The sequence below is a fragment of the Delftia sp. HK171 genome (assembly GCF_001886655.1).
Taxonomy (GTDB): domain Bacteria; phylum Pseudomonadota; class Gammaproteobacteria; order Burkholderiales; family Burkholderiaceae_C; genus Comamonas; species Comamonas acidovorans.
This window is the reverse complement of record NZ_CP018101.1, coordinates 5,208,081-5,220,067: the sequence shown is the minus strand read 5'-3', so window position 1 is coordinate 5,220,067 and position 11,987 is coordinate 5,208,081. Positions and strand designations below refer to the sequence as shown.

Here is an 11,987-nt window from a genome sequence, read left to right as displayed (position 1 = left end):
GCTATCCGCAGGCCCTGATGAAACCCCACCGAAAGAGAGCGCCGGGCCCTGCCCGCAGCATACGCAAATGCTTGATCTACTCGTCATTCACGCCACGCTGCCCGATGGCCGCCAGGACATGTCCATCGCCTGCCTCGCCACGACCTTCATGGCACCGGGCAGACCTTGAATCAGATTGATCTGATTTCATCTCGGATGAAAGATGTCTACGATTGAAAATTTTCCAAGGAAATGCGGCCTTGGAATTTTTTCATTATCCGAAGGTATTCAAAATGCATATATTCATAGGCGTTTTTTGCAGAATAAACAAGGCTGTCATGATATTTATTTTGGCAATGATGGCCACCTCCGCATGGTCCGCATGCGCAATTGAAAATACAACTGATGGGTCAGGCTATTACAAGTATGTGTTCAGTAATTTCAATCCTCCAGAATTCAATTCCAATGTGGCCAAGAATACGGTGATTTACTCAAAAACCGCTGTAGCGGTAATAAGTAATGGGCTTGGCGCTAGATTGATGAATTGTGTTCCATCGGTCACGGGCTATATTTTAGGTAAATCTACACCAGTCAATAATATATATCCGACGACAGTCGAGGGTATTGGCATGAGGGTTTCGACTAGATATGGTGCTGCGCCTGTAAGTGGTTTGGGGTATTCCAATCACAACGGATCTTTTGCATATCCACTTATCGATGTCACAGTTGAGTTGATCAAGACCGCAGATGGCGATATCACTGCAGGTGGCGTGCTGGACAGCGATTTCCTGTACGAACGCGCGAATGATGCATTTGGCCAGCTTCTCGCTCAATACAACTTTTCCTCGCCCGTCGTCCTCCGGCCCAAGGTGCCCACCTGTACCCCACAGGCGCCGGAGCCCGTGCGCATGGCCCAGACTGTCACTCAAAAACTCACCTCAATCGGCTCAACCGGTGCTCCCCGCTCCTTCCTCATCTCGTTGTTGTGCAAGGGCGGCATCCCAGGTTCGTTGACCAACGCCTATGTCACGCTGACGGATGTGGCAAATCCTGGAAATATCGGGAATGTTTTGACCCTGTCCAAAACCTCGGTGGCAAAAGGTGTGGGAGTCCAGATTCGCAAGGGTGAGCAGATCCTGGGATTTGGCCCGGACTCCAATGCCGCCGGCAACAGGAATCAATGGTTTGCAGGGGCTGTTGCCTACGGGCAGGCGCGGTTGGATATCCCGCTGACGGCGCGCTATGTCAAGACCGAAGAGAACGTGACCATAGGCAGTGCCAATGCGGCGGCGACCTTCACCATCAGCTACCAGTAGTTCCCCCTGATCCCTTGCGCTTTCGGTCTGACCGCTGGCAGGCCATTCAGCGTGGTCAGGCAAGTCTGCGGGTGCGCGGCCATGCCCGCAGAATACGCAGATGCTTGATCTACTCGTCATTCACGCCACGCTGCCCGACGGCCGCCAGGACATGTCCATCGCCGTGCAGGGCGGGCGCATCGTCGAGGTCGCGGCTGGCCTTTCAGCGCCTGCCCACCAGGTGGTCGATGCACAGCACCAGCTGGTGTCGCCGCCCTTCGTCGATCCGCATTTCCACATGGATGCCACGCTGAGCCACGGCCTGCCGCGCGTCAACCGCAGCGGCACGCTGCTGGAGGGCATAGCGCTGTGGGGCGAGCTCAAGCCGCTGCTCACGGCCGAGGCGCTGATCTCGCGCGCGCTGGAGTATTGCGACTGGGCGGCGGCCAAGGGGCTGCAGGCCATCCGCAGCCATGTGGATACCAGCGATGCCCGCCTGCTGGCCGTCGATGCGTTGCTGGAGGTCAAGCGCCAGGTGGCTCCCTATATCGACCTGCAGCTGGTGGCGTTTCCGCAGGACGGCGTGCTGCGCTCGCCCGGCGGCGTCGCCAACCTGCGGCGGGCGCTGGACAAGGGCGTGGACGTGGTGGGTGGCATTCCCCACTTCGAGCGCACCATGGCCGAGGGTGCCGACAGCGTCAGGCTGCTGTGCGAGCTGGCGGCCGAGCGCGGCCTGCTGGTGGACATGCACTGCGACGAGTCCGACGACCCGCTGTCGCGCCACATCGAAACCCTGGCCTTCGAGGCGCAGCGCCTGGGACTGCAGGGCCGCGTCACGGGCTCGCACTGCACCTCCATGCACAGCATGGACAACTACTACGTGAGCAAGCTGCTGCCGCTGATCTCCGAAAGCGGCGTGGCCGTGATTGCCAATCCGCTGATCAACATCACGCTGCAGGGCCGCCAGGACTGCTATCCCAAGCGCCGCGGCATGACGCGCGTGCCCGAGCTGCTGGCCGCAGGCGTCAACGTGGCCTTCGGCCATGACTGCGTGATGGACCCGTGGTACGGCATGGGCTCGGGCGACATGCTGGAGGTCGCCCACATGGGCCTGCATGTGGCGCAGATGACCAGCCAGGACGGCATGCGCGACTGCTTCGACGCCGTGACCACGCGCGCGGCGCGTGTGATGCACCTGGACGGCTATGGCATCGAGGCCGGCTGCGATGCCAGCTTCGTGCTGCTGCAGGCGCGCGATGCGGCCGAGGCGATACGGCTGCGCGCCACGCGCCTGAAGGTGTTCCGCAAGGGCCGGTTGCTGGCCGAGGCGCCTTCTGCAACGGCTGCGCTGCATCTGCCGGGCCGCCCGGCAAGAATCGACTGGCGCCGCTGAACCGCAGCTGAACCGGCGCCGGCCTCAGGCGCCGGCCAGGCTGGCCTCGCGCACGATGGTCTGCAGAGCCACCAGGTCCCTGACCACCAGGCCCTGGGCTTCCACACGAATGCAGTTGTCGCGCTCCATGCGCTTGAGCTCCTGGTTCACGCGCTGGCGCGAGGCGCCAAGCAACTGGGCCAGCTCCTCCTGCACCAGTTGCAGGCCTATGCGCAGCTCGCGCGGGTCGTCCAGCACCTGTGTGCCGTAGCTGCGCGACAGGTGCAGCAACTGCTTGGCCAGGCGTGCGCGCAGGGGCAGGGTGTTGAGGTCTTCCACCAGCCCGTAGGTCTGGCGTATGCGGTGGGCCTGCAGGCGCAGCAGGGCGTCGTAGAACTCCACATGCGTGGCCAGGATGGCGTGAAAGCTCTCCTTGTCCACGCACAGCAGCGTGGTGTCGCCATGGGCATAGGCATCGCGCGTGCGGGGCTCGTCAAGAAAGGTGGACATGGCGCCGAACCAGGCACCCGGCTCCACATAGGCCAGCGTGGTCTGCCGACCCGACAGGCTGGTCGAGCTCATGCGCACGGCGCCCTGCGCACAGGCATACCACCTGTGCGGCACATCGCCGCGTGCATAGATCAGTGCCCCGTCCTTGAGCCGCCGGACCGTGGTCTGGCGCAGGATGTCATGGCGCAGCGAGGGCGAAAGGCTGCAGAACCACTGGCCGGAATTGATGGCCTCGCGCTCGGCGGGGGTGAGCATGGGCTCGTGGGTACTCGTTTGCAAACCGCTTGTCTCCAATCGGCCGCAATTTTAGGGCGTGCGGGCCTGCGGATAGGCGTGCAATTGCTCGCGCAGCAACTGCACGAAGCAGTCAGCCCTTTCGGTGGGCGCGTATTGGGGGGGCAGGGCCAGCACCACCTCCACCGCGCAGGCTGGAAGCAGTGGCAGCACACGCAGGTCGCGCGCGAACACCGAGGCCACGTAGGGGTTGACCACGCCCAGCCCCAGCCCCTGTGCAGCCAGGCTGCAGATGGTGGAGGAGTAGGTGGTCTCCATGGTGGAGCCGGCCTCTATGCCCTGCTCCTGCATGGTGCTGCGCAGTTGCAGGTAGATGTCGTCATCGGCGTTGAGGGTCAGCAGCAGCTGGCCCTGCAGATCGCGCACATGCAGCCGCGTGCGCGTGGCCAGCGCATGGTCCGGGTGCATGACGCAGACGGCGCGGCTGCGGTGCAGCACGGTGGCATCCAGCTCGGGCGTGCTCAGCGCCATGGTGCTGACCACCAGGTCGAAGTGGCCATGCAGCAGGCCCTCGCGCAAGGGCGTGGAGCCCAGGGTCTGCAGGCTGATGTGGGTGCCCGGGTAGCGCTGCGCGAAGCTGCGCACCACGGCCGGGATCACGCTCAGGCCCAGGGCCGGCGTGCAGCCTATGCGCAGCGTGCCGGCGCCGGACTGGCGCAGTGCGGCCAGGTCGCGCTCTATGCGCTCGCGCCCCAGGAAATGCTGCTGCACGGTGGCGAACAGTTCCACGGCCTCGGCCGTGGGGCGCAGTCGGCCTTTGTGCATGTCGAACAGCTTGAGCCCTGCGGCCGCCTGCATCTGGGCCAGCAGCCGGCTGACCGAAGGCTGCGTGGTATGCAGCAGCCGCGCGGCGGCCGTGGTGGTGCCGGTCTGCATGACGGCACGGAAGGCCTCGATCTCTCGGGAGCTCAGGGGTCTGGACATGGCGATTCGGTCCTGCTCGGGGTGGCTGGCAATGTATATCTTTTCTGTATAGAGGCCACGGAAAAATGCATTTTTCCAAAGATGACAGGCTTTCTACACTGCCTCCATTGCATCGATTGCCCAGGCGCGGCAGCGCCGTCGAAAGGATTCCATGAACAAGACAACAGCACGCCGCACGGCCGCTGCATTAATCGCCGCCGCCGTGGCGGGCATGGTGCCGGCAGCCGCGCAGGCACAGGACGGCTTTCCCCAGCCCGGCCGGCAGATGCGCATCATCGTGCCGTTCACTGCAGGCGGCAGCTCCGACGTGCAGGCACGCATGCTGGCCGACCGCCTGAGCAGGCTCTGGGGCCAGCCGGTGGTGGTGGAAAACAAGCCCGGCGCGGGCGGTCATCTGGGAGGCCGATATGTGGCCGATCAGCCGGCCGACGGCTACACGCTGATGGTGGGCTCCATCGGCCTGCATGCCGCCTATGGCGTATACAGCAAGCTGGCCTATGACCCCGCAAGGGATCTGCGCGTGGTGACCGTGCTGGCCGAGATGCCGCATGTGGTGGTGGCCACGCCCAGCCTTGCCGCCAGCAACCTGGCCGAGCTGACGGCGCTGGCCAAAAAGGCGCCTGGCACGGTCAACTTCGGCTCGGCCGGCGTGGGCTCGTCCGTGCACATGATGGGCGAGCTGTACAAGCTGCAGGCGGGCGCGCCCATCGTGCACGTGCCTTATCGCGGCAGCTCGGCCGCGCTCAACGACCTGCTGGGCGGCCAGATCCAGCTCATGTTCGAGAACCCGCCCACGGTGCTGGCCCACATACGCGGCGGCAAGCTCAAGGCGTTGGCCGTCACGGGCAGCCAGCGCCTGGCGGCCCTGCCGGACGTGCCCACGGCGGCCGAGTCCGGGCTCAAGGACTTTGTGGCCACCTCCTGGACCACGGTGGCCGTCTCCTCCAAGGTGCCCGAGGCCATCGTCAAAAAGCTCAATGACGACATCCGAAAGGTCGTGGCCACGCCCGAGTTCCGCAAGGGCCTGCAAGAGCAGGGCATGAGCGCCGTCGCCAACAGCCTGCCTGAGGCGCAATCCTTCGTTGCCCGCGAAAAGCAGCGTTGGGACCGCGTGATCGCCGAAGGCCACATCTCCGCCCAATGAAACGCTTCATGACTTCGAACACCCCCGCATCCTTCGTCCCCTGCCGCCGCCTGGGCGATGGCCGCCAGCACCACTTCTTCGGCTACTACAACAAGTCCAGCTGGGACCGCAGCAACCGCCTGGTGCTGGCGCAGCAAACGCCGTGGATGGACCAGTACCTCACGCCCCAGGCGCGGGCGTCCATCGGCTACTTCGATACCGAAAACAGCGACCGCTTCCACGCCGTGGGCGAGACCGGCGCCTGGAACTGGCAGATGGGCAGCCAGCTGCAGTGGCTGGACGGGCTGGCGGGCCGCCAACTGATCCACAACGACAGGACGGCAGATTCCGGGGGGCGCTATCCGGGGTTCGGCTCCGTGGTCATCGATGTGGACAGCGGCGAGCGGCGCACCCTGCCCATGCCCGTCTATGTGGTGGCGCCCAGCAGCGCCTGGGCGCTGTGCGTGGACTACCGTCGCCTTTACATCACGCACGAAACCATCGGCTACAGCGAAGAGGGTGGTCCCTTCGCCTTGCCCTTGGCGCCCGAGGACGACGGCATCTGGCGCATGGAGGTCGCGACGGGCGAGGCCAGGCTGCTGGCCAGCTATGCGCGGCTCAAGGCCTTTCATCACCGTACATCGATGGACAAGGCCATCCACTGGGTCAGCCATATCGAGGTCAACCCGTCGTCATCGCGCATCCTGTTCCTGCACCGCTGGACCGAACGCGTCAAGGACGAAACCTGCTTTCTGCACCGCCTGATCACCATGGCGCCCGACGGCTCCGACATGCGCCTGCTCGAATGCTCGGACCATCCGCTGCCCCAGCTGGCCGACGACTTCGACCCGATGGCCGTGGGTACGTTCGACTACGAAAAGTCCGAATACCAGATCTCGCATCCGCTATGGCAGGACGACAGCCACATCATTGTGTGGGGCCCGCATGCCGGGGAGATCCACTATCACCTCTATGACGATGTGGAGGGCGGTGACGTGCAGGTGGTGGGCGCCGGCGTGCTGGTGGAGAACGGCCACATGAGCTTCTCGCCCGTGGACACGCGCTGGCTGCTCAGCGATACCTACCCCGACGACCGCACGCACGAGCGCTTCCTGTTCCTGTACGACATGCACACGGGCGAGCGCCACGACCTGGGCAGCTTCTACGCCTCGCCCGATCTCAGCAAGGAAAACCGCTGCGACCTGCACCCGCGCTGGAGCCGTGACGGGCGCCAGGTCTGCATCGACTCCGTGCACGAGCACCAGCGGCAGATGTATGTGCTGGATGTGTCGGGGATCGTGGAGGCTTGACTCGGGTAGTCGGGGGCGCGTGAGCAGCCCCCGGCTACAGCGTACGACTCAGCGCGGCTTGCGCATTCGCGTGCGGCGTCCGGCCAGGACTGCGACGCCCAGCATCAGCGCTGCCAGCATCCACTGACCCCATTGCGAAAGCGTGGGAATGGCCGCGGGGCTGCCGCCGGCAGCGGCGGCCACCACGGCCACGCCGCCCGGGTCACTGATGAAGGCGTTCACATCCAGGTCGTCATCGCCGTTCCTGCCGTCTTCAATCGTCAGCGTCACGCTGTTGTCGCTGGCGTTGAACTGCGCGCCGGTGAAGTGATACCAGTGCGGCGTTGCGTTGTCGGACGTGGGGCCGTACTTCCAGTACTGTGCATTGCGGGGCAGATTGTTCGGGAACGTGAGCTTGATGCTCACCGTGGATCCCGGCGCACCGTTGTGGACAGCGAAATCGAACAGGCCCAGCGGGAACTGAAGATTGGCAGGCGGTGCGTCGGCAGGTGACCTGATGTGCCCCTGCAGCGGGATGAAGCCCGCAGTCTGCGCCGGGCCTGTTCCCATGGGTGTGAAGACCCATGGGCTTCCCGCAGCAATCTCTGCTGAGACCGTCGTTCCGCCCACGGCACCGGTGATGGTGCTCAGAGAGTGGGGGGGCAGGGTGATCGTGAAGGTCTGGTTCACGGGCGTTGCCGCGGCGTACTCGGCATCGCCGGCCTGGCTGGCCTGCAGCGTGCAATCTCCCGTGCGCATCAGCCGCAGCGAGGTGCCGGTGACCACACAGGTCTGAGGCGTGAGGCTGCTGAAGCTGATCGGCAGGTTGGAGTTGGTTCCGGCGGCGTTTGCCAGCGACAGGGCCTGGGGGCTCAGATAACGCAGGGACGAGAAATCGAAGGTGATGTTCTGGATCGCCTTGCCGACTGCAATCTGTACCGAGCCGGTGGCCTGTGCATGGTTGGCATCGGCCGCCTTGGTCGCCGTCACCGTGCAGCTGCCTACGGCCGTGCCGGTGACGGTGTTGCCGAACAGCGTGCAGTTGCCAGCGCCTGCCGTCAGCGCCAGCGTGAGCACACCGCTGCCGCTGCCGCCAGTGACGGTGACCGTGCTGGAGTCGCCTTTGGGAATGCTGGCGGGTGATGCCACCACGGACAGGGCCACCTGGCTTGCCTGTGACACCGTCACCGAAGTGCTGGCCGTGGCCTCTTCATGGTCGGCATCCGCTGCCTTGGTGGCCGTGACCGTACAGGTTCCGACACCCAGGCCGGTGAGCGTGGAGCCCGCGATGCTGCAGGGGCCCGCGACGCTCAAGCCGATGGCGCCGGTGCCCGAGCCGCCCGTGGTGCTCAGTTGCGAAATGCCGCCAAAGCTGATGGCTGCAGGACTGGCCTGCACCGACAGTGCTGTCTGTCCAGCCTTGGCCACGATGACGGTGGTGCTGGCGCTGATGGCCTGGTGGTTGATGTCGCCAGCCTTGGTGGCCGTGATGGTGCAACTGCCGGCGCCAATGGCACTCAACTGGTTGCCGGTCACCGCGCAGAACTGGGCACCACCCGTCACGGCGTAGGTGACGGCGCCGCTGCCCGAACCCCCAGTGGTCGCCAGGGTTGCCGTGGCGCCGAAGGTCAGGGTCGACGGCGTGGACTGCACGCTCAGGGTGACCTGGGCTGCAGGAGTCACGGTCACCACGGTGGTGGCCAGCGTGTCCTGGTAGTTGGCATCGCCCAGCTTGGTGGCGGTCACTGTGCAGGTGCCCGTGCCTTCCGCAGTGAGCGTGTTGCCGTTGACGGAGCAAAAGGCGGCTCCATCCGTGATGGAAAAGCCCACGGCGCCGGACCCTGCGCCGCCACTGGTTGACAGCGCGGCCGTGCTGAAGGCCGCCAGCGTGCTGGGCGTTGCCGTCGCCGTCAGAGCAGGCTGCTGGGCCTTGATCACCGAGATGTCCACGGTGGTCGTGGCGGCCAGGTAGCTGGCGTCTCCCGCCTTGGTCGCCGTCACGGTGCAATCGCCCACGGCCGTGGCTGTGACCGTGTTGCCTGTCAGGGCGCAATAGGCCGCGCCTGCGGTTACGGCGTAGCTGATGGCGCCTGCGCCAGAGCCGCCGTTGGTGCTCAGCGTGGTGGTGCTGGCATAGGGCAGGGTCTGGAGTGCTGCACTTGCCGTCAGTGCAGCCTGCGGGCTCTTGTCATTGGTCAGCGAGAACGATGTGCTGGCCGCCCCTGCCTGCGCCGTCACGGTATAGCTGCCGGCGAACAGGTTGGCCGTGGCACTCAGCGATGCGATGCCCTGGGCGTTGGTCGTGACCGAGGTTCTTGTGGCAAAGGTGGTGGATGGCCCCGATGCGGCAGGCGCATTGAAGTCCACCATGATGCCGGCAAGCGGCTGGTCGTCGATGTCGGTGACCTTGACCGACAACGGCGTGGCAAAAGGCTGCTGGATGCGGGTGGACTGTTGAGAGCCAGTGAGCACCGCCATGGCCGCAGGTGGGCCGAAAGGATCGATGCGAAATACCAGGCCATTCGAAAGGCTCTCGTTTGCGCTGAGGGCGCTGTTCGCAGGGTTGGTCAGGCCGTTGGTGCCCGATGTGGTGGTGGCGCCGCCCACGGAAAGAAGGGTCCTGCCCTGCACATTGGTTGCGGCCAGGCTGCGCATGGCCTCGTTTTCCGAGGTGCCCAGGAACCCGGCATAGTCCCAGCTGTTCGGATTGTTGGTTGCGACGCTGACCAGGAAGCCGTCCTGCTTGCCACCTGGCGTGGTGGACAGGCCGCTTTGAGCCTTGACGGGAAAGCCTGCGCCATTGTTGGTGCTGCCCGTGGCGAACCAGCTCCTGCCGTCGCTGGCCAGCCCTTCCACGCTGTCGTAGCCATTGCCACCCAGGTAGGTGGCGTCCAGCACCTGGTTTCCTGATGCATTCAGGCGCAGTACAAAGCCGTCCATGCCGGTGCTGCGCGCGATCTGCGGCCCGAGGCCCTGGCGCCGTCCGCTATTGTCGGCGGGAAAGTTGTCGGACCCGGTCTCCCCGCCCACGAGCAGTGAGCCGTCATACATCAGGTTCAGGGCCAGTGCACGGTCCGCACCGGCGCCCGAGCCTGTCAGCAGCGTGAAGTAGTCGAAGGCGCTGCCGTCGGCCCGGATCTTGGCGACGAAGCCGTCTGATCCATCGATGGCGCGCGAATTGATTTGTGTCCTGAGGCCCGTGGCGCCCGGCATCCCCGAGACAGAGTCGGTCGCGCCAGCCACATAGGCCGCGCCGGTGCCGTCCACGGCAATGGCATATCCGATGTCGGCGCCGCCGTCGCCGCCGATGTATCCGGCGTACTCCAGCCCGCTGCCTGAAGCGTCGATGCGGGCCACGAAGGCATCCCGCATTTCTGACTGCGCAGGGCCGGAGCCGTGGTTGAGCTGCGGTCCGCTCACGGCAGGAAAGCCTTTGCCTTCCGTGAATCCGGTCACATAGACCCGGCCAAGGGTGTCCAGAGCCAGGGCATTGGCCTGATCGTCACCCGTTCCACCAATCAGGCCCGAATACAGAATGCCGGCACCGTCTGGTGCCAGGCGCATGACGAAGGCATCCCTATCCGTCGTGCTCTTGCTGCGCCGAAAGCGTTGGTTGGCATCTGTGCCAAGCAGGGGGAAGCCGGTGGATTCCGTGCTGCCCGCCAGGTGGATGCGGTTTTGTATGTCCACGGCCAGGCCGTTGCAGGCGTCGTCTTCCGATCCGCCCACATAAGTGACGCTCATGGGACACCCTTGGGATCGAATCTGACGACGAAGGCATCCTCGCCACCTTTGCTGCTGCCCGCGTTGGGCAGGTCGGACGATTGCGTCACGCCACAGGCGTAGGTGTTGCCGTCGCTGTCTCGCGCCACGGCGTTGACCTGGTCGGCCGAGTTGCCTCCGACCAGGCCCGAGTAGCCGGTCCAGGCCGGATCGATGACCAGCGGCAGGCCTTTGTCATGGCTGCCCAGCTCAAAGCCCACGCGCCAGGTGGTGGCGTCCACCTGCTCCAGCCGATAGCGGGCGGGCACGTCCACGCGGCCATTGCCCCGGGGTTGGTAGACCAGCGGTGCATCGTCGGTGAAAAGGTCGTTGCCTATGCTCCACTGCAGCGCTCCCGTGGGCAGGATGCGTGCATCCGTCGCACCTTCCACGCGCAGCCAGACCTGTGCGGCATCGGCACCAGGAGCCAGTTCAAACTGGTACTTCAGACCGCCGGGCTCGCCCTGGAAAACGGCATCAATGCCTGGCCAGACGCTGCGGTAGCCCAAGGCACCGAAGCTGCGCAGGCCCGTGCGCCATTGCGCGGCTTCGCCGACCAGCCAGTGGTAGAGCGTGGGCGAAGGGTGCAGGCCCTGCGGGGCCGACATCGATGCGTTCTCGAAGCTGTAGCGCAGGCGCGAATCCGGGCGCAGGCTCAGGCTCCGGGCCACGCCGGATGCGGCCACCGACCGGCCTTGCACGCCGTTGATCTGGCCGGGCAGGTCGATGCTCATGCCTTGCGCATCGAAACTGATGCGCTTGCCTGCGGCCATGGCGCGAAAGCCGGCACCGGGTATCTCTATGAAGCGGTTGTCCCTGCCGGAGAATTCGCGTTGGACCAGGGGATCGGCCTGGACCCCCGTGGTCAGGGCCAACATGGTCAGGGCCGCAATGGAACTGCGCATAGGTGTACTCAGCTCCGTGCGGGGAAGATGCCCTGCAAGGCGATGATGAAGTTCATGACCAGGTAGGGCGGAAGATTGTTGTGTGGCTGGCTGCCGCCCGCAGGTTGAGGGGGAGCCATGGTGACCGCAGAGGTGTTGGAGGCTGGCGCGATGTAGGGGCGCGTCGGTGCGGTGCCCAGGACGGCGCCTGCCGGGCTTGCTACAGCGGGATCCGCAGGCGTGCCCGCTCGGGCCAGATGGCTGTGGACGGGAATTTCCGATGCCTGCAGCGTCACGGTTTCAACACCGCCGGATTCGCCCAGATCGCGCAGTGACAGTCCAGGTCCTTGGCCCGGGTGCATGGGCATGCGGCCCTGCAAGTCGGGAAGCGCGAAGTTGGACTTGCCATCTCCACCATATGCCGTTCCCAGCAGGGAAAACAGCGCCGTGTTCTGAGAAAGCGGCAGGAGCTGACCATCGCAAAAGGCCCAGCCCTTGGGTGCGAAGTTGAACCCGCCAAGGCGGATTTCGGCGACGAAGGGATCGGACATGGTC

Annotated in this window: 9 protein-coding genes; 4 read left to right on the top strand and 5 right to left on the bottom strand. The window is 65.0% G+C overall.

The genetic code is table 11. The annotated features are described in order from the left end of the window. Positions 1-212: 212 nt before the first annotated feature. A complete protein-coding gene (locus BO996_RS29325) occupies positions 213-1,295 on the top strand; it encodes a fimbrial protein (RefSeq protein ID WP_156898004.1) in 1,083 nt (360 codons plus the stop codon). 100 nt (positions 1,296-1,395) lie between these two features. Beyond that, a complete protein-coding gene (locus BO996_RS23335; protein WP_071956534.1) occupies positions 1,396-2,667 on the top strand; it encodes an amidohydrolase family protein in 1,272 nt (423 codons plus the stop codon). A gap of 24 nt (positions 2,668-2,691) precedes the next feature. On the opposite strand, the gene BO996_RS23330 is transcribed toward BO996_RS23335, so the two are convergent. Continuing rightward, the gene (locus BO996_RS23330) at positions 2,692-3,411 is read right to left on the bottom strand and encodes a Crp/Fnr family transcriptional regulator (protein WP_013801399.1); all 720 of its coding nucleotides are present in this window, start codon (positions 3,409-3,411) and stop codon (positions 2,692-2,694) included. A gap of 51 nt (positions 3,412-3,462) precedes the next feature. After that, positions 3,463-4,374, bottom strand: a complete 912-nt coding sequence (locus BO996_RS23325; protein WP_012206792.1) for a LysR family transcriptional regulator — start codon at positions 4,372-4,374, stop codon at positions 3,463-3,465. A gap of 151 nt (positions 4,375-4,525) precedes the next feature. Between BO996_RS23325 and BO996_RS23320 the strand changes: the two genes are divergently transcribed. Beyond that, the gene (locus tag BO996_RS23320; RefSeq protein WP_071956533.1) at positions 4,526-5,518 is read left to right on the top strand and encodes a Bug family tripartite tricarboxylate transporter substrate binding protein; all 993 of its coding nucleotides are present in this window, start codon (positions 4,526-4,528) and stop codon (positions 5,516-5,518) included. Next, positions 5,515-6,807, top strand: a complete 1,293-nt coding sequence (locus BO996_RS23315) for a hypothetical protein (RefSeq protein ID WP_071956532.1) — start codon at positions 5,515-5,517, stop codon at positions 6,805-6,807. The genes BO996_RS23320 and BO996_RS23315 overlap by 4 nt, the downstream gene beginning before the upstream one ends. A 48-nt stretch (positions 6,808-6,855) precedes the next feature. Here the strand turns inward: BO996_RS23315 and BO996_RS23310 are convergent, their stop codons facing one another. From BO996_RS23310 to BO996_RS23305, 3 genes are read right to left on the bottom strand one after another with little or no spacing between them, the layout of a single operon-like run. Beyond that, positions 6,856-10,530, bottom strand: a complete 3,675-nt coding sequence (locus tag BO996_RS23310) for an IPTL-CTERM sorting domain-containing protein (RefSeq protein WP_232240410.1) — start codon at positions 10,528-10,530, stop codon at positions 6,856-6,858. Next, positions 10,527-11,453 (bottom strand): DUF7948 domain-containing protein, encoded by a 927-nt coding sequence (locus tag BO996_RS29870; RefSeq protein WP_232240409.1) that lies wholly within the window; start codon positions 11,451-11,453, stop codon positions 10,527-10,529. Before BO996_RS29870 ends, BO996_RS23310 begins: the two co-directional genes overlap by 4 nt. 8 nt (positions 11,454-11,461) lie before the next feature. Further along, positions 11,462-11,983, bottom strand: a complete 522-nt coding sequence (locus tag BO996_RS23305) for a phage tail protein (RefSeq protein WP_071956531.1) — start codon at positions 11,981-11,983, stop codon at positions 11,462-11,464. Between the last annotated feature and the right edge of the window lie 4 nt (positions 11,984-11,987).